Origin of the sequence: Micromonospora sp. H33 (genome assembly GCF_052068455.1) — a bacterium.
In the GTDB taxonomy this organism is placed as follows: Bacteria; Actinomycetota; Actinomycetes; order Mycobacteriales; family Micromonosporaceae; genus Micromonospora.
Genome location: NZ_JBQHDE010000001.1, coordinates 159,826 through 183,871 on the forward strand (window position 1 = coordinate 159,826; position 24,046 = coordinate 183,871).

Annotated in this window: 25 protein-coding genes; 10 read left to right on the forward strand and 15 right to left on the reverse strand. The window is 71.7% G+C overall.

Features of this window, described 5'->3' with window-relative positions; all coding sequences use genetic code 11:
- Window positions 1-16: 16 nt before the first annotated feature.
- The 5 genes from ACTMS0_RS00725 to ACTMS0_RS00745 all read right to left on the reverse strand — a co-directional run bounded on the left by ACTMS0_RS00725 (window position 17) and on the right by ACTMS0_RS00745 (window position 4,225).
- A complete protein-coding gene (locus ACTMS0_RS00725) occupies window positions 17-670 on the reverse strand; it encodes a rhomboid family intramembrane serine protease (protein WP_441153105.1) in 654 nt (217 codons plus the stop codon).
- Window positions 671-779: 109 nt separating this feature from the next.
- The gene (locus ACTMS0_RS00730; RefSeq protein ID WP_441153106.1) at window positions 780-1,454 is read right to left on the reverse strand and encodes a lytic transglycosylase domain-containing protein; all 675 of its coding nucleotides are present in this window, start codon (window positions 1,452-1,454) and stop codon (window positions 780-782) included.
- 276 nt (window positions 1,455-1,730) lie between these two features.
- The gene (locus ACTMS0_RS00735; RefSeq protein WP_441153107.1) at window positions 1,731-3,143 is read right to left on the reverse strand and encodes a PhoH family protein; all 1,413 of its coding nucleotides are present in this window, start codon (window positions 3,141-3,143) and stop codon (window positions 1,731-1,733) included.
- A 364-nt stretch (window positions 3,144-3,507) separates the two neighbouring features.
- Entirely contained in the window at window positions 3,508-3,849 is a 342-nt protein-coding gene (locus tag ACTMS0_RS00740) for a hypothetical protein (RefSeq protein ID WP_441153108.1), read from the reverse strand.
- 31 nt (window positions 3,850-3,880) lie between these two features.
- On the reverse strand, window positions 3,881-4,225 hold the full coding sequence (locus tag ACTMS0_RS00745) for a hypothetical protein (protein WP_441153109.1): 345 nt from the start codon (window positions 4,223-4,225) through the stop codon (window positions 3,881-3,883).
- Between the two features lie 264 nt (window positions 4,226-4,489).
- Here ACTMS0_RS00745 and ACTMS0_RS00750 point away from each other — a divergent pair, with 264 nt between their 5' ends.
- The 3 genes from ACTMS0_RS00750 to otsB all read left to right on the forward strand — a co-directional run bounded on the left by ACTMS0_RS00750 (window position 4,490) and on the right by otsB (window position 6,374).
- A complete protein-coding gene (locus ACTMS0_RS00750; protein ID WP_441153110.1) occupies window positions 4,490-4,930 on the forward strand; it encodes a helix-turn-helix domain-containing protein in 441 nt (146 codons plus the stop codon).
- 162 nt (window positions 4,931-5,092) lie between these two features.
- Entirely contained in the window at window positions 5,093-5,446 is a 354-nt protein-coding gene (locus tag ACTMS0_RS00755) for a hypothetical protein (RefSeq protein WP_441153111.1), read from the forward strand.
- Between the two features lie 103 nt (window positions 5,447-5,549).
- Complete coding sequence (otsB, locus tag ACTMS0_RS00760; RefSeq protein ID WP_441153112.1) at window positions 5,550-6,374, forward strand: trehalose-phosphatase; 825 nt, start codon at window positions 5,550-5,552, stop codon at window positions 6,372-6,374.
- Window positions 6,375-6,408: 34 nt separating this feature from the next.
- Here otsB and ACTMS0_RS00765 read toward each other — a convergent pair whose 3' ends face one another.
- The 4 genes from ACTMS0_RS00765 to ACTMS0_RS00780 form a co-directional block, all read right to left on the reverse strand.
- A complete protein-coding gene (locus tag ACTMS0_RS00765) occupies window positions 6,409-7,179 on the reverse strand; it encodes an isoprenyl transferase (protein WP_441153113.1) in 771 nt (256 codons plus the stop codon).
- Between the two features lie 6 nt (window positions 7,180-7,185).
- A complete protein-coding gene (locus tag ACTMS0_RS00770; protein WP_441153114.1) occupies window positions 7,186-8,388 on the reverse strand; it encodes a geranylgeranyl reductase family protein in 1,203 nt (400 codons plus the stop codon).
- A 237-nt stretch (window positions 8,389-8,625) separates the two neighbouring features.
- Window positions 8,626-9,492: a hypothetical protein gene (locus ACTMS0_RS00775; RefSeq protein WP_441153115.1), complete on the reverse strand. Its 867-nt coding sequence runs from the start codon at window positions 9,490-9,492 to the stop codon at window positions 8,626-8,628.
- A 37-nt stretch (window positions 9,493-9,529) separates the two neighbouring features.
- On the reverse strand, window positions 9,530-11,374 hold the full coding sequence (locus tag ACTMS0_RS00780; protein ID WP_441153116.1) for a phosphoenolpyruvate carboxykinase (GTP): 1,845 nt from the start codon (window positions 11,372-11,374) through the stop codon (window positions 9,530-9,532).
- Between the two features lie 421 nt (window positions 11,375-11,795).
- Here ACTMS0_RS00780 and ACTMS0_RS00785 point away from each other — a divergent pair, with 421 nt between their 5' ends.
- On the forward strand, window positions 11,796-12,326 hold the full coding sequence (locus ACTMS0_RS00785) for a GtrA family protein (RefSeq protein WP_441153972.1): 531 nt from the start codon (window positions 11,796-11,798) through the stop codon (window positions 12,324-12,326).
- A gap of 63 nt (window positions 12,327-12,389) precedes the next feature.
- Window positions 12,390-13,085 (forward strand): GtrA family protein, encoded by a 696-nt coding sequence (locus tag ACTMS0_RS00790; protein WP_441153117.1) that lies wholly within the window; start codon window positions 12,390-12,392, stop codon window positions 13,083-13,085.
- Between the two features lie 106 nt (window positions 13,086-13,191).
- Here ACTMS0_RS00790 and ACTMS0_RS00795 read toward each other — a convergent pair whose 3' ends face one another.
- Together ACTMS0_RS00795 and ACTMS0_RS00800 are read right to left on the reverse strand one after the other, a co-directional pair.
- Window positions 13,192-13,761: a PH domain-containing protein gene (locus tag ACTMS0_RS00795; RefSeq protein ID WP_441153118.1), complete on the reverse strand. Its 570-nt coding sequence runs from the start codon at window positions 13,759-13,761 to the stop codon at window positions 13,192-13,194.
- A gap of 185 nt (window positions 13,762-13,946) precedes the next feature.
- On the reverse strand, window positions 13,947-14,822 hold the full coding sequence (locus ACTMS0_RS00800; RefSeq protein WP_441153119.1) for a biotin--[acetyl-CoA-carboxylase] ligase: 876 nt from the start codon (window positions 14,820-14,822) through the stop codon (window positions 13,947-13,949).
- 86 nt (window positions 14,823-14,908) lie between these two features.
- Here ACTMS0_RS00800 and ACTMS0_RS00805 point away from each other — a divergent pair, with 86 nt between their 5' ends.
- Window positions 14,909-16,492, forward strand: coding sequence for an acyl-CoA carboxylase subunit beta (locus ACTMS0_RS00805; protein ID WP_441153120.1), 1,584 nt, complete (start codon window positions 14,909-14,911; stop codon window positions 16,490-16,492).
- Between the two features lie 136 nt (window positions 16,493-16,628).
- On the opposite strand, the gene ACTMS0_RS00810 is transcribed toward ACTMS0_RS00805, so the two are convergent.
- Both ACTMS0_RS00810 and ACTMS0_RS00815 read right to left on the reverse strand, forming a co-directional pair.
- On the reverse strand, window positions 16,629-17,612 hold the full coding sequence (locus ACTMS0_RS00810; RefSeq protein ID WP_441153121.1) for a ketopantoate reductase family protein: 984 nt from the start codon (window positions 17,610-17,612) through the stop codon (window positions 16,629-16,631).
- Window positions 17,613-17,673: 61 nt separating this feature from the next.
- On the reverse strand, window positions 17,674-18,417 hold the full coding sequence (locus tag ACTMS0_RS00815) for a M50 family metallopeptidase (RefSeq protein ID WP_441153122.1): 744 nt from the start codon (window positions 18,415-18,417) through the stop codon (window positions 17,674-17,676).
- Between the two features lie 183 nt (window positions 18,418-18,600).
- Here ACTMS0_RS00815 and ACTMS0_RS00820 point away from each other — a divergent pair, with 183 nt between their 5' ends.
- Complete coding sequence (locus tag ACTMS0_RS00820; protein WP_441153123.1) at window positions 18,601-19,356, forward strand: GH25 family lysozyme; 756 nt, start codon at window positions 18,601-18,603, stop codon at window positions 19,354-19,356.
- A 103-nt stretch (window positions 19,357-19,459) separates the two neighbouring features.
- On the opposite strand, the gene ACTMS0_RS00825 is transcribed toward ACTMS0_RS00820, so the two are convergent.
- Both ACTMS0_RS00825 and ACTMS0_RS00830 read right to left on the reverse strand, forming a co-directional pair.
- Window positions 19,460-19,690 (reverse strand): hypothetical protein, encoded by a 231-nt coding sequence (locus ACTMS0_RS00825; protein WP_441153124.1) that lies wholly within the window; start codon window positions 19,688-19,690, stop codon window positions 19,460-19,462.
- A gap of 87 nt (window positions 19,691-19,777) precedes the next feature.
- Window positions 19,778-21,715: a serine/threonine-protein kinase gene (locus ACTMS0_RS00830; protein ID WP_441153125.1), complete on the reverse strand. Its 1,938-nt coding sequence runs from the start codon at window positions 21,713-21,715 to the stop codon at window positions 19,778-19,780.
- Window positions 21,716-21,806: 91 nt separating this feature from the next.
- Between ACTMS0_RS00830 and ACTMS0_RS00835 the strand changes: the two genes are divergently transcribed.
- The 3 genes from ACTMS0_RS00835 to ACTMS0_RS00845 all read left to right on the forward strand — a co-directional run bounded on the left by ACTMS0_RS00835 (window position 21,807) and on the right by ACTMS0_RS00845 (window position 24,018).
- Window positions 21,807-22,019, forward strand: a complete 213-nt coding sequence (locus ACTMS0_RS00835; protein WP_441153126.1) for an acyl-CoA carboxylase subunit epsilon — start codon at window positions 21,807-21,809, stop codon at window positions 22,017-22,019.
- 143 nt (window positions 22,020-22,162) lie between these two features.
- Window positions 22,163-22,627 (forward strand): hypothetical protein, encoded by a 465-nt coding sequence (locus ACTMS0_RS00840; RefSeq protein WP_441153127.1) that lies wholly within the window; start codon window positions 22,163-22,165, stop codon window positions 22,625-22,627.
- On the forward strand, window positions 22,624-24,018 hold the full coding sequence (locus ACTMS0_RS00845; protein ID WP_441153128.1) for a hypothetical protein: 1,395 nt from the start codon (window positions 22,624-22,626) through the stop codon (window positions 24,016-24,018). Before ACTMS0_RS00840 ends, ACTMS0_RS00845 begins: the two co-directional genes overlap by 4 nt.
- The last annotated feature ends 28 nt before the right edge of the window (window positions 24,019-24,046 follow it).

Genomic DNA, 24,046 nt, shown 5'->3' on the forward strand with positions numbered 1-24,046 from the left:
AACGTGCCGGCGCAGCTCAGGGCAGCGTGAGTGTCGATTCCGAGTGGTACGGGCCGCCGAGGTCCGGCCGGCGACGCCGGAAGATGATCGCGGCGATGATCCCGCCAAGCAGCCCGAAGAGGTGGCCCTGCCAGGAGATGCGTTCGTCGGTGGGGAGGATGCCGACGAGCTGCCAGCCGTAGAGGAGGCCGACGAGAAGGAAGACCGCGAAGTTCCACCAGCTCCGCTCGACGATGCCACGGGTGAGCAGGATGCCGAGGTAGCCGAAGATGACGCCGCTCGCGCCGACCACCACCGAGTTGGACGAGCCCGTGAACCAGACGCCGAGGCCGCTGACCAACACGATGATCAGTGTGGACCAGAGGAAGCGGCGGGCACCGGCGGCGAGCACGAAGGTGCCGAGCAGGATCAACGGGATGCTGTTGCTGTAGAGGTGGTCGAAGCCGTGGTGCAGGAACGGTGAGAAGAAGACCCCGTCGAGGCCCTCGATCCGCTTCGGGATGATGCCGGCCGTCGGGTCGAGCCCGAACGCCAGGCCCTGGTCGACGGCCTCGATGAGGAACAGGAACGGCACCACCGCGCACATGGCGACGAAGGCCCGGCCGAGTGCGGCGTAGAACGCCTCGGTGCCGAACCGGTGCGGGTCGCCGCTTCCCGGGAGCAGGGTCACCTGTCAACAGCTATCAGGTGACGGCCACCGCCGCCACCCGAGGAGGTGTCGGGCGGTGGAAACACCGGTGGCGGGGTGTGGTCCACCACACCCCGCCACCGGCGGCCGATCAGTACCAGCCCACGTCCTGGGAGTGGGCCCAGGCCCCACACGGTGTGTCGTACCGGCCCTTGATGTACCCGAGGCCCCACGTGATCTGGGTGGCCGGGTTGGTCTCCCAGTCGTCCGCCACCGAGCCCATCTTGCTGCCGGGCAGCGCCTGAGGGATGCCGTACGCCCCGGAGGACGAGTTGCGGGCCTTGTGGTTCCAGCCGCTCTCCTTGGTCCAGAGCTTGTCCAGACAGGGGAACTGGTCGATCCCGAAGCCCGCGTCGATCATGAGCGCGCAGCCGATCTTCCGGTTGCCGCTGTACTCCTCGCAGGAGGACGGGATCGGCCCGTCGTACGGCTTGCTCTCGGCGGCCTTCGTCTCGGCGGCGGCCTTGGCGGCGGCCTCGCGGGCCTTCTTCCGCGACGCCGCGGCGGCCTCGGCCCGGCGCTTCCGCTCGGCGGCCGCCTCGGCGACCGCGGCCGCACGCAGCTTCGCCTGGTACTCGGCGGTCCGCTCCTTCGCGGAGTGCACCTGGCGGGTCTGCGCCAGCGCAGCCTGCTCGACCGCGACGCCGACCTGCGCGTTCTGGCCCTGATCCCGGTCGCCGCCCAGGTAGAAGCCACCGGCGACGCCCACGGAGAGCAGCGCGACAGCGGCCGTACGGGCGCCCAACCGGCTCCACAGCCGACTCACGAAGTGGTCCCTTCGTCGGGTGCAAGGACACGACGCGGACCGCACCGATGGGCGGGGATCCGCGCCGGCGAGCGCCCCGACCGAACGGTCGCAGCCGACCCACCCCGGCGCCGTCGACGTCGTCCCGCCGGAGCGGGCGAACGATCACCGACGATCTTCGTGGTGCGTGAGCGCTCGTGGGACACCATCGCGCACGGTGAGGCCGATGGGAAACCACAAGGCCCTATTGTGACTTGCGCCACACGAATTATGTGGACGAACACGCCCAAAGAGGCGTCAGTGTGGGCTGTCCTCCAGAAGATCCGTCACCATGGCGGCGATCGGCGACCGCTCCGATCGGCTGAGCGTGACGTGCGCGAAGAGCGGATGCCCCTTCAGCGCCTCGATCACCGCGGTCACCCCGTCGTGCCGTCCGACCCGGAGGTTGTCCCGTTGGGCGACGTCATGGGTGAGCACGACACGCGAGCCCTGGCCGATGCGGGACAGCACCGTCAACAGCACGCCGCGCTCCAGCGACTGCGCCTCGTCCACGATGACGAAGGCGTCGTGCAGGCTGCGCCCCCGGATGTGGGTCAGCGGCAGCACCTCGAGCAGCCCGCGGGAGGTGACCTCGTCGAGGACGTTCTCGTGGATCACGGCGCCGAGGGTGTCGAACACCGCCTGCGCCCACGGCGACATCTTCTCCGACTCCGAACCCGGCAGGTAGCCGAGCTCCTGGCCGCCGACGGCGTACAGCGGCCGGAACACCACCACCTTCTTGTGCCGGCGGCGCTCCATCACCGCCTCTAGGCCGGCGCAGAGCGCCAGGGCGGACTTGCCGGTGCCGGCCCGGCCGCCGAGCGAGACGATGCCCACCGAGTCGTCCAGCAGCAGGTCCAGCGCGATCCGCTGCTCCGCGGAGCGGCCATGCACGCCGAACGCCTCGCGATCGCCCCGGACCAGCCGCACGGTCTTGTCGGGCAGCACCCGGCCGAGTGCCGAGCCGCGCGTCGAGTGCAGCACCAGCCCGGTGTGGCAGGGCAGCCCGGCTGCCTCGTCCACGTCCAGCGACTCACCCGCGTACAGGCGGCTGATCTGGTCCTCGGTCAGCTCCAGTTCGGACATCCCGGTCCAGGTGGGGTCGCTGGCCTGGCCGTGCCGGTACTCGTCGGCCCGCAGACCCACCGAGGCCGCCTTGACGCGCAGGGGCATGTCCTTGCTGACCAGCGTGACCGCACGCCCCTCGGCGGCGAGGTTCAGCGCCACGGAGAGGATGCGGGCGTCATTGGACTCGGTGCGGAAGCCCGGAGGCAGCACCCCGTCGTCGGTATGGTTCAGCTCGACGCGCAGCGTGCCCCCGTGGTCGTTGGCCGGCACCGGCCGGTCCAGCCGGCCGTGCCGCACCCGCAGCTCGTCCAGCAGCCGCAGCGACTGGCGCGCGAACCAGCCCAGCTCCGGGTGGTGTCGCTTGCCCTCGAGTTCGGAGATGACCACCAGCGGGAGCACCACCTCGTGCTCGTCGAACCGGTGGAACGCCGCCGGGTCGGAGAGCAGCACCGAGGTGTCCAGGACGAACGCCTGGCCGGATGGTCGGGGCTCCTCGTTGCCGGCCGGGGCGGCCGCGGGGCGGCGGCTCCGGGTGGCGCGGCGGGTCGTGGCAGTCGCGGCCGGGGTCTGGTCGGCACCGGCGGTCGTACGGCGAGTCGTCACAGGCCTGCTCCGGCAGATGGGCACCCGCCACCCGCGTTCCGCCTCCTCCGGTGCCCGGGGACACGGGGTCGGATGCGGGCCCCGTGCGCGAGGTCGCAGATCCGGGCTTGCCGGCTGGCCCGGGACAACCCCGCGCCATGCCTAGACGCTAGCGGCGCCGGAGCGTCCCGGCTAGAGGGCGCACGTGGATCTTCCATCCGACCGGCACGGCGGAACCGGCCGGGATGCATGCCCCCTGCGCGCATCCCGGCCGGCGGGGCCAGCGTCACCGGTCTGACCTGACCCCGACGGTGCGTGTCCGCCGCGGACGACGCACCGCGCCTCAGGTACCGGCCGACGGGTCTCGGGTCCCCGTCGGCCGGGCTCAGCCGGTCCGTCGTACCAGCGTGCCGGTCGGGTGCCGCCCGGTGACCGGGGCGGCCGGCGTGGTGAACGAGGAGCCGGTGTACGTGGTGCCCGGGCGGACCACCGTTCCGGTGACCCGGGCGGCGTTGTCGGCCGGCGGCGGCCCGGCGAGCGCGGACGCGATGGCCGCCTGGGCGTCCCGCCGGCGCCGGTTCCAGGCGCCCCGGTCACCGTCGAAGTAGCCCTGCCGGTATCCGAAGCGGTAGCCGATCCGGTAGCTGAGCTGGCCGTGCAGGCGCCCCGCGGCGTAACTGGTGGCCGCGAGGACGAGGACGAGGAAGACGGCGAGGAATGGACTCATCCGGCCGCTCCGGCGTGCCGTACCTGTGTGCTCATCGCTCCTCCGGCTCGGCCGCGGTGGGATCGACGACCAGGAGCCGGTCGAGGTCGTCGGTGCTGACCTCCTCGACCAGCTCGACGCTGATCCGGCACCCGTCCAGCACGACCTCGGCCACCGACGCGCGACGGATCTCGCCGCCGGCGTCGTAGACCCGGACGCTGAGTTCGGGGCAGCCGAGGTGGGTACGCCAGGCGTTCCACTCTCCACGGTCACCGACACTGAGGGAGAGGTAGCGGCAGCCCCGGGCCAGGTAGAGGCGCCAGGGTGCGCTCAGGCCGGCGGCGACGCCCTCGGCGATCAGACCGAAGGCCTGCGCACGGGTGGCGAGTTCGGTCACCGTGTCCCCCTCGTGCCGGAGATGTCACGCATGTGAGCACTCATCGTCTCCTGCACGTGACACACGGTAGGCTGTCCCATGGGCGTGACAGTATCAGCTTTTCGTCTGATTACCCCCGCACCTATGGTTATCTATTCTGCCCAGGTGACACCCCTCCGAAGCGGTCCCGGATCGTTTACCGGGAAACCGAAAACCCCGTCACGTTCGCGTGACAGGCGCGTGCCGGGCGAGGCGGCCACGGCCGGCTGGTCGTACGGTCACGGGATGACCGAGACCGCCAACGCACGGAAGATCGCCTTCGCCACCTTCGTCCGGCGCGCCCTCGAAGAGGCACGCGCCACCCGGGCCTGGAGCGGCACCGAGGTCTCCCGGCGCACCGGCGTCTCCCGGCAGACGATCAACCGGTGGGTCCGGGGCGACTGGGCCAGCGACCCGGAGGCCGAACGGGTCGTGGCCTTCTGTGAGGGTCTGGGCCTCAACCCGGCGACCGCGTTCGCCGCGCTGGGCTGGGACCGGCGGGCCACCCCCCGGACCGCGCCGACACCGCCCCCGATGGACCCCGACGTCGAGGCGCTGCTGCGCCGCCTGGTCGACCCCAACGTGTCGGACGCGGAGAAGTTCCACATCCGGGAGACCATCCGCTACCTCGCATATCGCCCGACTCTCCCGGTCGACGTGCGAAAACGAGGTAAACAGGCCGGGTAGTTCCTCAGATGGCGAAAGAACGGCTGGTCAGACTCATTCGTTTCGCTCCGGGGCCGGATTCGGCGCGCTAGCGTCCGTATTCGTACTGCTTGGGCTCGTCGTCGGCGGGGGGACGGGACAAGGCCGAACCCAGCCCTGCGGGACAGAAGGAGGGGTCTGTCCATGACCCTGAAGTGGTTGGCAGTCATGGTCACCACCGTGTCGCTGACACTGTGCCTGACCGGGAACGCGGTGATCCTGGCGGTGAACGGCGGGCAGCTTCCCCTGCTCGTCAACCTCCTCACGCTCACCGCCGCCGGCACCGGCGTCGTCCTGGCCGTAATCGCCGAACTGAACGACCGGCTCAACGACCGGGTCAGCGCGCTCACCGAGTTCCTGGTGGCCCGGCTCAACGAGATCGAAACCAGCGCCGGCGACCGGAACACCGGATTCGTGGAGGGGTACCTGCTCAGCCACAGTCAGGAGGCGGCCGTCGTCCCGTTCGGGCGACGGGGACGGGGAGCCGCCGAACGCTGACCGCGCACCCGCCGGCCCCACGCGGCCGCCCACCAAAGAGGCCGGGCGGAGGGGTGCGTCACGGCCGGGAATGAGCCGCCACACCCGGGGTACGCTGTCGCGCGTGCCGCCGTTGAATCTGGGCAAGCAGCAGCCGAAGACTCCGTTGAACGCCGACCTGGCCTGGCGCACGACCGCCGCCCGGGCGGCCGGAACCGTTCTCTTCTTCGACTTCGACGGCACGCTGGCGCCCGTCGACAACGATCCGACCGCTGTCCAGCCGGCGCCGAAGGTGCTGGCCGCCATCGAGGCGCTCGCCCCGGTGGTACGCCGGGTGGCGATCGTCTCCGCGCGCCCGGTCGAGTTCCTCCGTGACCACCTCGGCGGGCTCGCCGGGGTCGACCTCTACGGCCTGTACGGGCTGGAGCACAGCCACTCGGGCGGGGAGACGGTGACCGAGCCGGCCGCGCTGCCCTGGGTGCCCACCATGGCGGACCTCGCCGATCAAGCCCGCGCCGAGCTGCCCGCCGGCGCGCTCGTGGAGTACAAGCGGCTGTCCGTGGCGCTGCACTGGCGTACCGCCCCGAATCTCGGAGCGGCGGTGGAGGGGTGGGGCCGCGCCCAAGCCGAGCAGCTGGGCCTGCGGGTGCAGGCCGGGCGGATGGTCCTGGAGCTGAAGCCCCCGGTCGACCGCGACAAGGGGATGGTCATCGACGAGGTGGTCCGGGACGCGGAGGGCGCCTGGTACTTCGGCGACGACGTCTCCGACATCAAGGCCTTCGCGGCGCTGCGCGCCCGCGCCGCCGCCGATCCCCACTTCTTCGGCGTCTGCGTCGCCGTGGCGAACCCGGAGACCGGCCAGGAGGTCGCCGACGCCGCCGACCTGACGATCGACTCCCCCGCCGCCCTCGGCGACTTCCTCACCGACGCCGCCCGCCGGCTCACCTGACGTCCCGCCGTCCGAGCGCCCGGCGCCGGCCGGCTCAGGTGCCGAAGCGCCGCTGGCGGTTGGCGTACGAGCGCAGCGCGCGGAGGAAGTCGACCCGGCGGAAGTCCGGCCAGTTGAGTTCGCAGAAGTAGAACTCCGAGTGGACGGACTGCCAGAGCATGAAGCCCGACAGGCGCTGCTCGCCGCTGGTCCGGATGATCAGATCCGGGTCGGGCAGCCCCCGGGTGTAGAGGTGCTCGGCGATGTGCTCGACGTCGAGCGCCTCGGCCAGCTGCTCGATGCTGGTGCCGGCCTTGGCGTGCTCGTGGAGCAGCGAGCGCACCGCGTCGGCGATCTCCCGCCGGCCGCCGTACCCCACCGCGATGTTGACCTGCGCCCCGCCGGTGCGCTCCCGGGTGCGCTCCTCGGCCGCCTTGAGCGCCGCGGCGTGGTGCGCCGGCAGCACGTCGAGCGCGCCGACCATGCGCAGCCGCCAGGGGTTGCCCTCCTCGGCCAGCTCGGTCGTCAGGTCCTCGATGATCTGGAGCAGCGGGTCGAGCTGGGCGGCCGGCCGGGAGAGATTGTCGGTCGAGAGCAGCCAGAGCGTCACGTGCCCGACGCCGGCGGCGTCGCACCAGCGCAGCAGCTCCTTGATGCGCTCGGCACCGACCCGGTGGCCGTCGTTCGGGTCGACGAAGCCCATCTCCCTGGCCCACCTGCGGTTGCCGTCGCACATGACACCGACGTGTCGGGGCACCGGCTTGCCCGCGAGCTTGGCGGTGAGCCGGCGCTCGTACACCGAATAGACAAGATCCCGCAGAGTCATCACCTGTCAGGGTAGCGACCGGGGCGACGGATCAGGTGACGGGATGGCGTTCCGGGTCACGAGACCGCGGCCGATCATGCCGAGCGTGCGGGCGTCGAGCCGACCGTCGCCGAGCCCCAGCTCGACCACCGTCCGGTAGACCCGGTCGTCCCGGTTCGCCGCCCGGACCGCCGCGTCCACCACCGGCCGCCGCCGTGCGAGCCAGGCCGCCACCGAGCTGTGCCGCAGGTGTACGCCCAGCCGGCGACGCAGCGCCTCGGTGTACCGCCGGGCCGCGTGCTCGGGCGCCCGGGCGGCCGCCGCACCCGCCAGCGCCCCGGAGAGCAGGGCGTAGAAGATCCCTTCCCCGGTGAACGGGTTGATCAGCGAGAGCGCGTCCCCCGCCAGCACCACCCGTCCCCGTCCCGGTGCGGGTCGACGGGTGGAGAGCGGCAGGTGGTGGGCGCGCAGGTCGGTCACCGCCGCCGTGTCGGTGTCGGGCAGCAGCGCGCCGAGCCGGTCGACGAGGTGCGCGCGGGTCAGCGGCTCGCCCCGCAGAACCTCCCCGTACCCGACGTTCGCGCGCCCGTCGCCGATGGGGAACGACCAGGCGTACGCCGGCCAGCGCGGTGCCGACGTGACGATGAGCTGCTCGGGCGGGCCGGGCAGCGCGGGCGCGTACCCCCGGAGGGCCAGGGCCAGGTGGCGGTCCGGGTTCGGACGGTGCCCGAGGGCCCGGCGCACGACGGAGCCGGCGCCGTCCGCGCCCACCACGGCGCGCCCGGCGATCTGCCCGTCGAGCACCACCCGGTCGGCGCGCACCTCGACCCGGCGCACCGCGTGCCGGCACAGCCGGGCGCCGGCCGCCACCGCCGCCGCGACCAGCCGGGCGTCGAAGACCGTCCGGGGCACGGTGTACGCCGGCCGGGGCAGCGCCCGCGCCACCGCTCCGCCGCCGGGGCCGACCAGGCGCAGCGCGGGCAGCGGGGCGAAACCGGCCACCGCGTCCGGTACGCCCAGCTCGTCGAGGACGTTCAGCGCGTGGGCGGCGATGCCGTCCCCGCAGGGCTTGTCCCGGGGAAAGTCGGACTTGTCCACCAGGAGCACCCGCGCTCCCGCGCGCCGGGCCGCGAGGGCGGCGGCCGACCCGGCCGGCCCCGCCCCGACCACCACCACGTCGAACTCGTCGTCCACGGCGTCCCTCCCCTGAGCGGGCCTCCCACCCGCCATCCTGCCCGGAGGCAGGGCACCACCGTCGATGCCGCACCGCACCGGACGGCACGGGACACCGATCCGTGCCGGCCGGCCGTGCTGCTGAGGATCGGCGGGCTAGCGGCTGATGCGCCAGCCCGCCGCCGCCGGCGCGACGGGGGTCGGCAGCTCCCAGGCTGTCGAGCTGCCCTCATGGATGGGGCGGCCATGCCGCGCCCGCCGGACGGCTCAGCGTTCCGGTTCTGGGGTACCGCATCAGCCTTGGCGGCGGTCGGCGGCCTCCGCGCGGGTGGCGCGGTGGAGGGCGTACAGGGTCAGGAGGGCGGCGGCGACCAGCGGGCCGCCGTCCCGGACCAGGCCGTCGACGCCCAGCAGCCACCAGCACAGCGGCAGGTCGACGGCGAGGACGGCGAACGTGACCACGACGAGCAGGGTGCGGGCCCAGCGCTTGCCGCGCAGCAGGAACGCGGTGCAGAACAGCACCGCGTAGCTGGTGACGATCCCCGCGGCGAACCAGAACAGCACGCCGGGCACCGCGGCCAGCCGACCGTCGAGCACCGCGCCACCGGCGACCAGGGCGGGGACGAGCATGAGTGGGCTGTAGGTGAATGCGGCCACCCGCCCGGTGAGCAGCCAGCCGCTGACCTCCGGCCGGCGCGGCGGGACCTCCTGCATCCGGACGCCACGCCGGTCGACGACCAGCCGTGGCCGGTGCCGCACCAGGTGCCCGGCCAGCGCCGGCGAGCGGTACAGCAGCCACACGACCGCCGCACAGAGAGTCGTGAGCAGCGCGAAGCCGAGCAGACCGGGCAGCGGCGGCACGCCCTGCCGGGGCACGATCAGCCGGCCGACGGCGAAGACGGTGGTCACCGCGAGGATCAGCCCGAACGGCCGGGCGACGGTACGGCCGCGCCGGACGTGCCCGATGAGTAGCAGGAAGCCGAGCGAACGCAGCAGCGCCCAGCCGGTCCGGACCGCGAGGCCGAAACCCTGCTCCGGGGCGTACCAGAAATTGAGCAGCTCGACCACGACGGTCGCCGCCGCCGTCACGGCGAGCAACGTGGTGAGCGCCCGGACGGCGGACGGCCGCCGGACCTCGCTGGTCTCGGCGGCCGTCCTCATGGGATCCGGTGGTGCCCCGCGGGCGCGGGGATCACACCTACTTCTGCGGCTGTGCCGCGTCGAGCCGGGCGCGCAGCGCGTCCAGCTCGGCCCAGAGCACGCCGGGCAGCTTGTCACCGAACTTCTCGAACCACTCGGTGACCAGCGGCAGCTCGTTGCGCCACTCGTCGGGGTCGACCTTCAGGGCGATCCGGACGTCCTCCGGAGTCATGTCCAGGCCCTCGACGTCCAGCGCGTCCTGGGCGGGGACCATGCCGATCGGGGTCTCGACGGCGTCGGCGCGACCCTCGAGCCGCTCGACGATCCACTTCAGGACGCGCGAGTTCTCGCCGAAACCGGGCCAGAGGAAGTTGCCCTCCGGGTCCTTGCGGAACCAGTTGACGTAGTAGATCTTGGGCAGCTTGGACTCGTCGCCGTCCACGCCCTTGCCCATCTCGATCCAGTGTCGGAAGTAGTCACCGCCGTGGTAGCCGATGAACGGCAGCATGGCCATCGGGTCGCGGCGGACGACGCCGACCGCGCCGGACGCGGCGGCGGTGGTCTCCGAGGAGAGCGTGGCGCCCATGTAGACGCCGTGCACCCAGTCACGCGCCTCGGTGACCAGCGGGACGGTGTCCCGGCGGCGGCCACCGAACAGGATCGCGTCGATCGGCACGCCGTTCGGGTCGTAGTAGTCCTCGGCGAGGATCGGGCACTGTGTGATCGGGGTGCAGAAGCGGCTGTTCGCGTGCGAGGAGAGCGAGTCGCTCTCCGGCGTCCAGTCGTTGCCCTTCCAGTCGATGAGGTGCGCCGGCGGCTCACCCATGCCCTCCCACCAGACGTCTCCGTCGTCGGTCAGGCCCACGTTGGTGAAGATGGAGTTGCCGCGGTCCAGCGTCCGCATGGCGTTGGCGTTGCTCTTCCAGCCGGTGCCCGGAGCGACGCCGAAGAGGCCGTACTCCGGGTTGACCGCGTAGAGCCGGCCGTCCGGGCCGAACCGCATCCAGGCGATGTCGTCGCCGATGGTCTCGACCTTCCAGCCCGGGACGGTCGGCTCCAGCATCGCCAGGTTGGTCTTGCCGCAGGCCGACGGGAACGCGCCGGCGATGTGGTAGACCTTGCCCTCCGGCGAGGTGATCTTGAGGATGAGCATGTGCTCGGCGAGCCAGCCCTCGTCGCGGCCCATCACGCTGGCGATGCGCAGCGAGTAGCACTTCTTGCCGAGCAGCGAGTTACCGCCGTAGCCGGAGCCGAACGACCAGATCTCCCGGGTCTCCGGGAAGTGCGAGATGTACTTCGTCTCGTTGCAGGGCCACGGCACGTCCTGCTGACCGGGCGCGAGCGGGGCGCCGATGGAGTGCAGCGCGTGGACGAAATCCCTGTCGTTGCCCATGGCCTCGAGGACCTTGGCGCCCATCCTGGTCATGATCCGCATGGAGGCGACCACGTACGGGCTGTCGGTGATCTCCACACCGAACATGGGGTTCTCGGCCTCGACCGGGCCCATGACGAACGGGATGACGTACATCGTCCGGCCGCGCATCGAACCCCGGTAGAGGTCGGTCATGACGCGCTTCATCTCGGCCGGCGCCATCCAGTTGTTGGTGGGGCCGGCGTCCGCCTCGTCGACGGAGCAGATGAAGGTGCGCTCCTCGACCCGGGCGACGTCCGTCGGGTCCGTCCGCGCGTAGAACGAGTTGGGCTTCTTCTCCGGGTTGAGCCGGATCAGGGTGCCGGCCTCGACGAGCTCATCGGTGAGACGACGCCACTCCTCGTCGGACCCGTCCACCCAGACGACCCGGTCGGGGGTGGTCAGTTCCGCGACCTCACGGACCCAGGCGAGCAGTTTGGGGTGGGACGTCGGGGCCTGATCGATACCCCGAACAGTGGCCGGAGCAACCATGACACATCTCCTTGGTGGTCGACGCTGACCGGTCTATGGGATGCACGAGTCTTGACGGCGCTATGCGTCGCCTTCGTGGAAACCTGGGATTGGCCTCAGCGTAAACCGGGTTGCGTCGCCAGTCAGTGGGACTGGTTGTGAAGAACTGCACAAGGTACGGCCACGCTGCGGCATCACGAGCTGATACCCGCTTTCACGCGCAGTTTCACGCAAATCCTGCGGCGAACCTCGGAACGTGGGCCCGACGGACACCAACCGCCGTCCGATCCCGAGGGTCGCCGTCGGGCTTCGCGGAACGACCTCCGCGCCGGCACCAGGCCGGTTACGCTCCGCTCATCGACGCCGCCACCAGCCGCCCTGCTCGCCGTTGCTACCCGTACGGCGGGCATACAGCCGGTAGGCTCGCGGGGTGGCCGCGACAATGATCGGGGAGCCCGGCTCCCGGCAGACCGACCCGGGTCTGTTCCGCTCCCTGCTCGACCGGTTCGGTCACCTCGTCCGGGAGCTGAGCAAGTTCGCCACCGTGGGTGGGGTCGCGTTCCTCATCGACCTCGCCATCTTCAACTACCTGACGCTCGCCATGGGCGTCGAGCCGGTGACCGCGCGGATCATCTCCACCGTCATCGCCGCCACCGTCGCCTTCCTCGGCAACCGCTTCTGGACGTGGCGGCACCGCCAGCGCTCCAACCCGGCCCGCGAGTACGCGCTCTTCTTCCTCTTCAACGCGGTGGGGCTGGCGATCGCGGTGTCCTGCATGGCGATCAGCCGCTACGGGCTGGGCAGCGTCTGGCCGGAGATCTTCCGGACGCCGCTCGCCGACAACATCGCCGGTTACATCGTCGGCACGGGACTGGGAACGCTCTTCCGCTTCTGGTCCTACCGGCGATTCGTCTTCCCGGAAGCGGGAATCCCGTCCGTTCCGGAAGTGACGCACGACCGACACGCGGCGTGACCTGGCGCCCATCCCGTCCGGCCGGAACGTTCCGGCCCTGTCGACTGCCCTAAGGTGTTCCGCATGCGTCTTGTCCGTCTCCTGCCTGAGCGCTGGCAGAAGTTCGTCCGCGAGGCGCTCAAATTCGGCCTCGTCGGGGGCGTCAACACCGTCATCAATTACGCGGTGTTCAATGCCCTGGCACTCACCGTTTTCCGGAACGGTCAGTTGAAGGCGACGGTCATCGCGACCGTGGTGGCGACGATCACGTCGTATCTGATGAATCGTCACTGGACGTACCGCGACCGCCCGAAATCGGCGATGCGTCGCGAATACGCCCTCTTCTTCCTTTTCAACGGCGTCGGTCTCCTGATCGAACTCGGCGTGCTCGCCGCCGCGAAGTACGGCTTCGGAGTGACCAGCCTCCTGGCCCTGAACGTCGCCAAGACCTGCGGCGTCGGGCTCGCCACCCTCTTCCGGTTCTGGTCGTACCGGACGTTCGTCTTCCAACCGGCTCCCGCGCACGCGGCGGAGACCTGGCACACCATCCCCCGCGACGAGTGGGACACGATGGCCGAGATGGACCCGGTCGCCGAGCTGGCGGAGTCGATCTCCGAGTTGGAGGAGGCCGAGCCCCCACCGGGTACCCGGCCGGCTGCCGGGACACCGCTCCAGGGGCGGACGGTTCCGCAGGACGTCGGGCTCACCCTGGACCGGGAGCTGGAGGCGGAACTCGCCGCCGAACTCCAGGGCAGCACCCGCCGCGGCCGCCGACCCTGACGCCACGAACGGCCGCCTCACCCCCTTCGGGTGAGGCGGCCGTCTGCTCAGCTGTATCGCCGTCACCGCCCGGGCCGCGCCCGGACTTCGACACCGGCCCTGGCGGTCAGTTCGGTTCGCGGAGCGGCTTGCCGTCCTGGGCGTCGGCGAGGATGTCGCGCATCTCGGCGTCGCCCAGCGAGTGCTTGTCGTGGTGGGCCTCCACCAGCTCGTACAGCGTGGTCTGGACGCGTTCGACCTGCGGCACGTCGTGCAGCACCGACTGGCCGCGTTCGCCCGCGGACTCGATGGTGAGGGTGCCGCAGCCGAAGAGGCGCTCGCTGAACCGCTGGTTCATCGCGTGGTCGTTCACGCGGGTCAGGGGGATGTCCCGGCGGTCCCGGGAGAGCACGCCCTGCTGGATCAGCACTCGCTCGTCGGTGAACAGGTAGTGGGTGGTCCGCCAGACCAGGAACGGCCAGAGCGCGAACCACAGCACCGCCAGCAGCGCGAGCCCGCCGATCACGGCCAGCGCGACCGACCCGCCTCCGCCCGACGGCAGCAGGACCAGGGCCGCCACCACCGCGGCAACGGCGAGCACCAGCACCACGACCGGCCGGACCAGGGCCCTCCAGTGCGGGTGCAGGTGCAGCACGACGTGCTCGTCGTCGGTGAGCACGTCCTCGGGAAACGCCACAGACACCTCCATGACAGAACGGGACGCGCAGACGCTAACCGCTCGGACGCCGCCCGGGGATCAGCCGCGCGGACGTCCCCGCCCAACTCCCGCGATCTTGCACTTTCGGCCCCTCTTTCGCACCGTTTGCCGCTTTCGCCGGGGCAGGAACTGCAAGATCGCGGGCGGGTGGCGGGCGGAGCGGCTCAGCGGAGGTGGAGGACGTCGCCCGCGGAGAGGCGGTGGTCGCCGTCCGGGCTGGTCACCACCAGGTGGCCGTCGGGGTCCACGCCGGTTGCGGTGCCGGTCAGCTCGCCGCCGCCGGGGAGCAGCACCCGCACCTGGCGGCCGACCGTGGCGCACGAGTCGAGGTACGCCTCGTGCAGCCCACTGTCGACGGCGCTGCCACCGGCGGTCCGCCAGCGGCCGTACCACTCGGCGAGCGAGCGGAGCAGGGCACGCAGCAGCGGATCCCGGTCGGTCGCGGCGGCACCGGCCAGTTGCAGCGAGGTGGCCGGCAGGCCGGTGGGGTTCTCCGGCAGCTCGTCGGCGCGGAGGGTGACGTTCAGGCCGACGCCGAGGACGACCGCGGGCGGCGTCGCCGGGGTCGCTCCGGGCACCGCCTCGGCGAGGATCCCGGCACACTTCGCGTCGCCGAGGAGCAGGTCGTTCGGCCACTTCAGGGTGGCGTCCAGCTCGGCCAGCCGGGCCACCGCCTCGACCAGCGCGACACCGGCGAGCAGCGGCAGCCACCCGTACGCCGACGGAGGTGCCGGCGGCCAGCCGCGGTCGGCGACGGCCTCGCCCGGCCGGAGCAGGACGCTCGTCGCGATGCCCGCCCGGGCCGGCGACTGCCAGGCGCGGCCCCGCCGCCCACGGCCGGCGGTCTGCCGCTCCGCGACCACCACCAGGCCCTCCGGTTCGCCGCTGCGGGCCGCCTCGGCCACGTCCGCGTTGGTCGAGCCGGTCTCGGTGCGCAGCTCCAGCCGCGCCCACGGGCCGTGCGGCGCGACCAGCGCACGCCGCAGCCGCGCCGCCGACAGCGGCGGGCGGTCCAGATCCGTGTACGGGGAGCCCGGCATCCCGCCAGCCTACGGGTCACGCCGACGAACGGTATTGAGGTGTACTGCACAGCGGCGCCGGCCTGAACCATCGTTATATTCCCTGGGTGACTACCGAGACCGGGATCAACATCCACAGCACCGCGGGCAAGCTGGCGGACCTGGAGCGCCGGGTCGACGAGGCGGTGCACGCCGGGTCGGCGCGCGCCGTGGAGAAGCAGCACGCGAGGGGCAAGAAGACCGCGCGCGAGCGGATCGAGATGCTGCTCGACGAGGGCTCCTTCGTCGAACTGGACGAGCTGGCCCGGCACCGGTCGACCAACTTCGGGCTGGAGAAGAGCCGCCCGTACGGCGACGGTGTGATCACCGGCTACGGCACCATCGACGGCCGCCAGGTCTGCGTCTTCGCCCAGGACTTCACCGTCTTCGGCGGCTCGCTCGGCGAGGTCTTCGGCGAGAAGATCGTCAAGGTGATGGACCTGGCCATGAAGATCGGCTGCCCGGTCGTCGGCATCAACGACTCCGGCGGCGCGCGGATCCAGGAGGGCGTCGCCTCGCTCGGCCTCTACGGCGAGATCTTCTTCCGCAACGTGCGGGCCAGCGGCGTCATCCCGCAGATCTCGCTCATCATGGGCCCGTGCGCGGGCGGCGCGGTCTACTCGCCGGCCGTCACCGACTTCACCGTGATGGTCGACCAGACCTCCCACATGTTCATCACCGGCCCGGACGTCATCAAGACGGTCACCGGTGAGGACGTGGCGATGGAGGAACTGGGCGGCGCGCGGACCCACAACTCGCGCAGCGGCAACGCGCACTACCTCGCCACCGACGAGGAGGACGCGATCGAGTACGTGAAGGCGCTGCTGTCGTACCTGCCGTCGAACAACCTGGACGAGCCGGTGGTCTACGAGGCCCCCGCGGACCTGGCGATCAGCGACGAGGACCGAGAACTGGACACCCTCATCCCGGACTCGGCCAACCAGCCGTACGACATGCACCGCGTCATCGAGCACGTCCTCGACGACGGCGAGTTCCTCGAGGTGCAGCCGCTGTACGCGCAGAACCTCATCATCGGCTACGGGCGCGTCGAGGGGCGCCCGGTCGGTGTGGTCGCCAACCAGCCGATGCACTTCGCCGGCACCCTGGACATCGCCGCCAGTGAGAAGGCCGCCCGGTTCGTGCGCACCTGCGACGCGTTCAACATCCCGGTGCTGACCTTCGTCGACGTTCCCGGGTTCCTCCCCGGCACCGGGCAGGAGTGGGACGGCATCATCCGCCGTGGCGCGAAGCTCATCTACGCGTACGCCGAGGCGACCGTCCCGAAGGTCACCGTCATCACCCGCAAGGCGTACGGCGGGGCGTACGACGTCATGGGCTCGAAGCACCTCGGCGCGGACCTGAACTTCGCCTGGCCGACCGCCCAGATCGCGGTGATGGGCGCGCAGGGCGCGGTGAACATCCTCTACCGGCAGGAGCTGGCCGGCGCCGAGGACCCGGCCGCCGTCCGGGCCGAGAAGATCACCGAGTACGAGGACACCCTTGCCAACCCGTACATCGCCGCCGAGCGCGGCTACGTCGACTCGGTCATCCCGCCGCACGAGACCCGGGCGCAGATCGTCCGGGCCCTGCGGGTGCTGCGCACCAAGCGCGAGACCCTGCCCCCGAAGAAGCACGGCAACATCCCGCTCTGACGCCGTACGCGCTGCGCCGCACCGCGGCGCAGCGCGCCGGGCTCGCCGCTAGCGGCGTCATCCGCGCAACTTCAGGGAAAGTGGCCCCTCTCCGCGACGGGAGGCCACTCCTTCGCTGAAGTTGCGCGGGCGGCGCTCAGCCCAGCAGCCGCTCCAGGTCCGCGCGCGGGAACTTCCCGGCCGGGATCCGTTCCCGCACCGCTCGCCGCATGGCGAGTTGCACGGCGGCGTTCGCCGGGGTGGGTACGCCGTGCAGCCGGCCGAGGAGGACGATCTCGCCGTTGAGGTGGTCGGCCTCGGCCGACCCGGCGCCCCGGGCGAGGCTCTGCCAGGTGGAGCTGCCGGACCGCGCCTCGCCGCCGACCGGCCGGTGCCCGACGAGGTCACCCCGTTCGGCCACCTCCTCCGCCCGGTCGGTGTGCGGGATGCCGGCCGCCGCGAGCACGGCCTCGCCCTCGGCGCGTACGCGCTCCGACAGGTCGCCGGGGACGTCCGCCCCGAGCAGCGCCTGGAGCCCGTTGCCGAGGTTGGCGAGCAGCTTGCCGTACTTCCACCGCATCACGTCGTCGCGGACCGGCGCGACGAAGCCGGCGGCGGTCAGGTCGGCGGCCACGGCCCGGTCGGTGCCGTCCGAACCGGACGGATACCGTCCGAGGTGCAACATGCCCGGGTGGGGGTGGCCGTTGGCGATTACGATGCCGGGTTCGAGATGGGTCGCGGGCAGCCAGACACAGACGGCGTGCACGTCGGCGAAGAGCCGCAGCGCGGCGGGCTCGTTGGCGACTCCGTTCTGCGCGGTGAACAGCGGGAGGCGCTCGGCCGCCGTTCCACCCCCGGCGACCGGGGCGTCCGCCCAGACGGCGAGTGCGGACGCGGTGTCCTGCGACTTCACGGTGAGGACGAGGACGGTGTCGGCCGGCAGCGGCCGCTCCCCCGGCCCGTCGACGGCCGGCCCGTGCGACGTCGTGTCCCCGTCCGGCCGGCGCAGTGTCAGGCCGCGTTCCCGGATGGCCGTCAGGTGCGCGCCCCGGGCGACCAGGGTCACGTCGCGCCCCGCCGCCCCGAGCTGCACGCCGATGGTTCCCCCGACCGCCCCCGCACCGATGATCACGTACCGCACGGCCCCATTCTGCCCCGCGACGGCGATGTCCGGCCGACGTGAGGGGTCGGCGGCACGGTGCTCAGACGGTGATTCCGGCCTCGGTGAGGATCGGGCCGGCCAGCAGCACCGCGCCGGTGACCAGGACCACCAGGTTGACCAGAGCGAACAGGGTGACCCAGAAGAACGGCGGGAACGGGGTGATCCCGGCGAGCTGGTCGGCGTCGGAGGCGGGCATCCGGCCCCGGGCGCGCAGCCGTTGCAGCTCCACCACCGGACGGATCCCGCCGAGCAGCAGGAACCACACCCCGGTGTACGCGAACGCCGCCTGCACCTGGGGGCTCGCGTACCAGGAGACGGCGAGCACGATCCCGCCGGTGACCAGCAGCGACAGTATGCCGAAGACGTTGCGGATCATGATCAGCATGGCGAGCAGCAGCGCCACGGCGATCCAGAGCAGCAGCGTGATCCGGTTGCCGCCGAGGATCCACGCGCCGGCCAGGCCGACCAGCGGCGGGGCGACGTACCCGGCGAGCAGGGTCAGGACCATGCCCGGGCCGGTGGGCCGGCCGGCGGACAGGGTGAGCCCCGAGGTGTCCGAGTGCAGCCGGATGCCGTGCAGCCGGCGGCCGGTGAGCAGTGCGGCGAGGGCGTGCCCACCCTCGTGGGCGATGGTGATCGCGTTGCGGGCGACCCGCCAGGGCACCCGGGTCGACACCACCACCAGCGCGACGAGGCCGGTGAGCAGCACCAGCAGCGGGGGCGGGTCCGGCTGCGCGCTGAGCAGCGTCTCCCACAGGTCGGTCACACCGTCGATCGCCACCATGGGCGGGGAGCCTACCGCCCTCGTCCCGTGTCGATCACCGGCCGGCGGCCAGCATGGTGTGAAAGCCGGCGACGGCCGGCGTTCACCACGTAAACGCTGAAACTTTTCCTCAATAGGTGTTGCCTCCGACGGCACTCGTCTTCAATGATGTCAATCAATCGATCGGCGTCTTTGGAGGCATCCATGGCCCGTACCAGATCACCGCTGCGCCGGCTGCTCGCCGCCGCTCTCACCACGGTCGCCACCGCGGCCGCGGCCCTCGTCGCGACCGCCACCCCCGCGGCCGCGGCCACCGTCCCCGGCATCGACGTGTCCCACTACCAGGGCAGCATCAACTGGACGAGCGTCCGCAACGCCGGGATCCAGTTCGCCTTCATCAAGGCGACCGAGGGTACGACCTACAAAGACCCCAGGTTCGGCGCAAACTACACCAACGCGTACTACGCCGGGGTGATCCGCGGCGCGTACCACTTCGCGCGGCCGAACATCTCCTCCGGCGCGACGCAGGCGAACTTCCTGGCCTCCAACGGCGGCGCGTGGTCCGCGGACAGCCGCACCCTGCCTGCTGCGCTCGACCTGGAAGCGAACCCGTACAGCGGCGGCTACTGCTACGGCCTCAGCACCACCGGGATGCGCAGCTGGGTCCAGGACTTCCTGAGCACCTACCGCTCGCGCACCGGCCGCTACGCGGTCATCTACACCACCACCAGTTGGTGGAACACCTGCACCGGCAGCTGGAGCGGCCCCTGGGGCAACCACCCGCTCTGGATCGCCCGGTGGGCCAGTTCGCCCGGCACCCTGCCGGCCGGTGCGCCGTTCTGGAGCTTCTGGCAGTACACCAGCACCGGCAGCGTCCCCGGTATCAGCGGCAACGTGGACCGCAACTACTGGAACGGTGACCGCACGCGGCTGATCGCCCTGGCCAACAACACCGCCTGAATCCGCACCATCCTGGGGAGGTAGTTGGCGGCAGCGGGATCGGTTGTCACCGTACGGTCGACAACTGGTCCGGCTGCCGCCACGCCACTCTCGCGGCGGGTCGTCAGGCCCGCCGTCGTGCCGCCACCGGAACGGCCGCCGCATCGGCCCGGGTGAGGGCGCCACGGCGGGACAGCCGCCAGACCACCACCCCGGCGACGGTGACGGTGACGACGGTGAGCATTGCGACCAGGACCGGCAGGCCGGCGCTGGCGAGCAGCAGGACGGCGTCGCCGAGCGCGACGAGCATCCACAGTGCCACCCGGGGCCGGGTGTCCTTCCGTCGGTAACTCATCTCGTACCTCCTTCCGTCGTGGGCAGTCAGATACCCCGTACGACGGAAGGTCATGCGACTCAGCTTCGCACCGGCGCGAATCCCGCGTCAGTCCTGGCGGTCCGGGACGAAGCCCTGCATGATCACGTTGAAGTCCCGCTGGCCCGCTGCCCAGTCCTTGTCGGCGACTTCCCAGCGCAGCGCGTACCCCCGGTTGCGTGCCGTGGCGAACCCCCGGTTGCGGACGTGGATCCGCGTGTTGTCCCGGGTCTCCAGCCACTCCCAGTCCGCGCAGGTGCGCCCGTAGTCGCAGCGCTTGATGCCCAACAACTCGTAGTCGCGCACATAGTTCTTGCGGGCCGGTTCCAGCGCCTGCCAGTCCTGGTACGCGTCCGCCTTCGGCCGGTCGGTCCACTGGACCAGCAGCTCACGCACGCCGTTGGGCTCGTCGAAGACGACCGTGTTGGTGCCGGCGTTCCGGCGTACCCAGTCCTCGGGAATGGGCAAGGCGAAACCCTCCGGGTCGCGGTGGAGCCGCCAGCCGGCCGGCAGGGCGTTCGGGTCGGCGGTGGGGCTGGCCGGAGCGGAGGTGGGCGGGGCGCTGCTCGGCGCGGAGCTGGCCGGAGCCGACGTCGGCGCCGCCGCCGAGGTAGGCGCGGCACTCGTCGCACCGGCTCCCGGGGTGTCGCCACCGTCGTCGTCGTTGGCGAGCAGCGGCACGACCACGGCGAGACCGAGCAGCAGCACGGCCACCACGGTCCCGATCAGCAGGTTGCGGCGGGTGGTGTCGCGCTTCGTACCGTCGGGCGGCGGGACCGGTGCGCGCCCGGCCGGCGCGGGAGCCGGACGGGGCAGGACGGACGTCGCGGCCGGCTCGACCTTCGTGTCGTCGGGCGCGGGCTGCGGCGCTGCCTTCGGCGCTGGTTCGGCGGCCTTCGTCGTCGGGCCCGCGTCCGGGGTGGACGGCGGTGTGACCTTGGCGGTCGGCGCGGCGTCCGAGGCGGTCGGGGTCACCTTCGCGGTCGCGTCCGCACCGGCCGCCGGTTGGCCGGTCGCCGCCGCAGCCGCGGCACCGGCCGCCGGTTGGCGGGGAGCGGGCGGGGCGACGGGCTTGTCGGACTCCCGCTCGGCGGGGCGCTGCGACGGCACGACCGGCGGGCGGGGCTCGCGCCGGCCGTTCGGCCCCGGCCGGCGTACGCCGTCCAGCAGCGGGATCGTGCGTGACCGCTTCCCGCCGGCACGGCGCAGCAGCTTCTCCGCCACCTCGGCGGTGATCCGGTCGTTCGGATCCTTGCGGAGGAGACCGTTGAGCACCGGCCGGAGCGGGCCGGCGTTCTTCGACGGCGGCAGCGGCTCGGTGGCGAGCGCCGCCAGGGTGGCGATCGCCGACGGCCGCGCGTACGGGGACTTGCCCTCGACCGCCGCGTACAGGGTCGCGCCCAGCGACCAGAGATCCGCCTCCGGACCGGCGGTGCCGTCCCGGGCCCGCTCGGGAGCGATGTACGCCGGCGAGCCCAGCACCATGCCGGTGCGGGTGACGTTGGGGTCGCCCGGGATCGTGGCGAGGCCGAAATCGGTCAGCACGACGCGGCCGTCATTGCCGAGCAGCACGTTGCCGGGCTTGATGTCGCGGTGCATGACGCCGGCCTTGTGCGCCGCCTTCAGCGCGCCGAGCACCCCGAGCCCGATCTCCACCGCCCGGGCCGGCGACACCGGCCCATCCTCGGCGATGGTGTCCTGGAGGGACTTCGACGGCACGTACTCCATCACGATCCACGGATCGCCGTCCGTGCGGAGCACGTCGAAGATGCGGACGACGTTGATGTGGTTGAGCCGGGCGATGGCCCGCGCCTCCCGCAGCGAGCGCTCGCGCATCTCGCGGCGCTCCTCGTCGGTGAGGCTGGGCGGCGGCACCAACTCCTTGATCGCCACGTCGCGGTGCAGCACCTCGTCGCGCGCCTTCCACACCCGACCCATGCCACCCTGACCGAGCGGCGAAATCAGCCGGTATCGGTCAGCGACGAGTTGGGGGAGCGCGTTCGACATCGCTGAGACGGTACCCGGCGACCACGACACTCACACCGGCGGCACGCCACTGTGCGGCGAAGGTCAAGTTCGGACCGCGTACCCTGACGCCATGTCTGCCGAAGAGCCGCTGTTCCGGGTCGTCCGCGGCGTACCGACCGCCGAGGAGCTGGCCGCCCTCGTGGGCGCGATCGTCGTCCGGTCCCGGCGGGCCGCCGCGCCCGCCCCGACCCCGGTGTCCGCCTGGGCGTGCAGCGCCCGCCCCGCCGGCGCCGCCCCCACGGCCGGTCCCGGCGCGTGGCGCGCGTCCGGCCTGCCGCGCTGACTTTTTCGTACGCATCGGCGCAGCTCTTTGCCGCTGCGTCGACGGCGAGTCGCCCGGTGTGCACCACTCTGGGGCTGCAACTCCCAGCCGCCACCCGTTAACCTCACTCTCGGAAACGGTGCGGTGACGGTTAGGGAGGGACGATGATCCCCGAGGAGGACCGCCCAGCGGCCTGGCTCCGCGGCTACGGCGGCATCGAGGCCGACATCCGCCAGTTACGCGAGTTCGCCGAGAAACTTCAGGCCGAGGTGGAGCGCCACTACGCGCCGCACCTGTCGTACATCGCCGAGGACATGACCGCCGCGGTGCCCAACCCGGCGGACGCGTTCATCGAGCTGGTGCAGTTCCTGCACGCGCACTGGGAGATTCAGCAGGCCACCACCGCCATGGTCTGGAGCGTCGGCGGGGCGACCGGGCACCTGGCCGCCGCGGCCGGCACCGTCGCCGACCACTACCGGGACTCCGACGCCTTCTCGTCCGCCCGCGTGGTCGACGTCGAACGGGCTCTCGCCGCCCCGACCGCCGTCGCGCCGACCGGGCCCTCCGTGGTGCTGCGCGACCCGACCGGGCCGGAGGGGACCCCGCCCGGGCCGGTGGTGCTGCCGTGAACGAACCCGGAGTCGGCCGCTCGGGCGGCCTCACCGACTGGCACCTGATGGATGTGGCCAACATGTGGGCCTGCCTCAAGGACCAGGACACCACCAACCAGTGGCGGCAGGTCGCCGGCTGGCGCAAGGTCTGCGACCTGGCCCAGGCCCACCTCGGCCGGTTGCACGCGTACCGCCGGGGCCTCGCCGAGGCGTGGCCGCCGGAGACCAACGCCGCCGCCCGCACGTACCTCGCCGAGCTCGACCAGCTCATCGACAAGGTGCAGCACACCCACGACGCGGCGGCCGCCAACTACACCGCGCTCGCCGCCGCCACCCAGGCCATCGGCAACACCCGCACCGCGCTCGAGAAGATCCACGACGAGTACGCGGTGAAACTCCAACAGAAGCGGTCGTACGAGGCGACGGCGGCAGACCCGAAGGCGGTCGCCGGCAGCCGCGTCTCCGAACCGCCGGTGACCGACGCGGACCTGGAACGGTTGAACGTCCAGGCGCGCGGCATCATGTACGGCCTCAGCAGCGAACTCCAACAAGCCCAAGTAGCCCTACGCCAACCCCCACCCGTGCAGCGGACCGGGATTGACCCGGACATCGCAGACGTCTACGGCGCTAGTACGCCACCCTCCATCCCGCCCGTAGTGGCGGTTCCCCTCGCGACATCCAGCAACAAGGCTCCACATAAGACCCGGGAACACACTCTGCGCCCTGTCTCGTCTCCTGCCTCGACGGGCGTTGGTCCAATCCTGGGAGGAACAGGCACGGCGCTGTCGCCATTGCCAGCCAACTCGCCAAGCCCAGCTCCGATACCATCAACGCCAGCCAATCCGGCCTCCGGAATCGCCACGCCACCGCATATCCCGCGAGGAACGGGCCGGCCGAAGGACTCGGGGCGAGTAACGGGTACTCCAGGCCAGTTCAGCAAACCGGTTGCGGGAACTACTGGCGGACAGGCGCAGCCGACTCCGCCCACCAACCGACACCCGATGCCACCGGGTGGACTGATCGGCGGCGTACCAGGTGCAGGACTTGGGCAGCCCAGCCCTAGCAGCCAGCCAAGACGGATAAATCCGATTGGCGGCGTAATCGGTGGCGGTGGCGCCGGCACAGCACCAACCGGCGGCGCTGGCTCCCGCCCGGGCGCCGGCCGAGGCTTCGGCGCCACTCACGGGATGGCCCCAATCGGCGGAGCTCCCTCCCCAAGTCCGCCAGCTTTTGGCGGCACGGCCAGTCAACCTAGGGGCGTCGACCACCGTGATCGATGCGTCGAGGAGCGACGTCAGTGGGACCCTGACCATCCGTGGGAGACGTCCGAGGGCGTTACGCCGGTCATGCGGCACCCCGATGACGACGGACCGATCGACCCTGGCCCCATCATCGGCATGAACAGGTAATGTGCCCATTAATTCGCGCTTCCCTAGC

Bases quoted from the DNA above. Each gene is read 5' to 3' on its own strand.
- ACTMS0_RS00740 (WP_441153108.1), bottom strand. From the start codon at position 3,849: ATGAGTCCATTCCTCGCCGTCTTCCTCGTCCTCGTCCTCGCGGCCACC.
- ACTMS0_RS00750 (WP_441153110.1), top strand. From the start codon at position 4,490: ATGACCGAGACCGCCAACGCACGGAAGATCGCCTTCGCCACCTTCGTC.
- ACTMS0_RS00755 (WP_441153111.1), top strand. From the start codon at position 5,093: ATGACCCTGAAGTGGTTGGCAGTCATGGTCACCACCGTGTCGCTGACA.
- ACTMS0_RS00765 (WP_441153113.1), bottom strand. From the start codon at position 7,179: ATGACTCTGCGGGATCTTGTCTATTCGGTGTACGAGCGCCGGCTCACC.
- ACTMS0_RS00770 (WP_441153114.1), bottom strand. From the start codon at position 8,388: ATGGCGGGTGGGAGGCCCGCTCAGGGGAGGGACGCCGTGGACGACGAG.
- ACTMS0_RS00775 (WP_441153115.1), bottom strand. From the start codon at position 9,492: ATGAGGACGGCCGCCGAGACCAGCGAGGTCCGGCGGCCGTCCGCCGTC.
- ACTMS0_RS00780 (WP_441153116.1), bottom strand. From the start codon at position 11,374: ATGGTTGCTCCGGCCACTGTTCGGGGTATCGATCAGGCCCCGACGTCC.
- ACTMS0_RS00785 (WP_441153972.1), top strand. From the start codon at position 11,796: ATGATCGGGGAGCCCGGCTCCCGGCAGACCGACCCGGGTCTGTTCCGC.
- ACTMS0_RS00790 (WP_441153117.1), top strand. From the start codon at position 12,390: ATGCGTCTTGTCCGTCTCCTGCCTGAGCGCTGGCAGAAGTTCGTCCGC.
- ACTMS0_RS00800 (WP_441153119.1), bottom strand. From the start codon at position 14,822: ATGCCGGGCTCCCCGTACACGGATCTGGACCGCCCGCCGCTGTCGGCG.
- ACTMS0_RS00815 (WP_441153122.1), bottom strand. From the start codon at position 18,417: ATGGTGGCGATCGACGGTGTGACCGACCTGTGGGAGACGCTGCTCAGC.
- ACTMS0_RS00820 (WP_441153123.1), top strand. From the start codon at position 18,601: ATGGCCCGTACCAGATCACCGCTGCGCCGGCTGCTCGCCGCCGCTCTC.
- ACTMS0_RS00825 (WP_441153124.1), bottom strand. From the start codon at position 19,690: ATGAGTTACCGACGGAAGGACACCCGGCCCCGGGTGGCACTGTGGATG.
- ACTMS0_RS00830 (WP_441153125.1), bottom strand. From the start codon at position 21,715: ATGTCGAACGCGCTCCCCCAACTCGTCGCTGACCGATACCGGCTGATT.
- ACTMS0_RS00835 (WP_441153126.1), top strand. From the start codon at position 21,807: ATGTCTGCCGAAGAGCCGCTGTTCCGGGTCGTCCGCGGCGTACCGACC.
- ACTMS0_RS00840 (WP_441153127.1), top strand. From the start codon at position 22,163: ATGATCCCCGAGGAGGACCGCCCAGCGGCCTGGCTCCGCGGCTACGGC.